Source organism: Pseudoalteromonas sp. RB2-MNA-CIBAN-0110 (assembly GCF_040309305.1).
In the GTDB taxonomy this organism is placed as follows: Bacteria; Pseudomonadota; Gammaproteobacteria; order Enterobacterales; family Alteromonadaceae; genus Pseudoalteromonas; species Pseudoalteromonas arctica.
This window is the reverse complement of record NZ_JBEOOQ010000098.1, coordinates 1-642: the sequence shown is the minus strand read 5'-3', so window position 1 is coordinate 642 and position 642 is coordinate 1. Positions and strand designations below refer to the sequence as shown.

General features: G+C 52.6%; 1 rRNA gene. It reads right to left on the bottom strand.

Going from position 1 to position 642, the window contains the following annotated elements:
• A 16S ribosomal RNA gene (locus AAEY68_RS20695) occupies positions 1–642 on the bottom strand; the annotation flags it as partial.

The window sequence follows — 642 nt, the reverse complement described above, 5'->3', positions numbered from 1 at the left end:
GGATAGGGGTTGCGCTCGTTGCGGGACTTAACCCAACATCTCACAACACGAGCTGACGACAGCCATGCAGCACCTGTATCAGAGTTCCCGAAGGCACCAAACCATCTCTGGTAAGTTCTCTGTATGTCAAGTGTAGGTAAGGTTCTTCGCGTTGCATCGAATTAAACCACATGCTCCACCGCTTGTGCGGGCCCCCGTCAATTCATTTGAGTTTTAACCTTGCGGCCGTACTCCCCAGGCGGTCTACTTAATGCGTTAGCTTTGAAAAACAGAACCGAGGCTCCGAGCTTCTAGTAGACATCGTTTACGGCGTGGACTACCGGGGTATCTAATCCCGTTTGCTCCCCACGCTTTCGTACATGAGCGTCAGTGTTGACCCAGGTGGCTGCCTTCGCCATCGGTATTCCTTCAGATCTCTACGCATTTCACCGCTACACCTGAAATTCTACCACCCTCTATCACACTCTAGTTTGCCAGTTCGAAATGCAGTTCCCAGGTTGAGCCCGGGGCTTTCACATCTCGCTTAACAAACCGCCTGCGTACGCTTTACGCCCAGTAATTCCGATTAACGCTCGCACCCTCCGTATTACCGCGGCTGCTGGCACGGAGTTAGCCGGTGCTTCTTCTGTCAGTAACGTCACA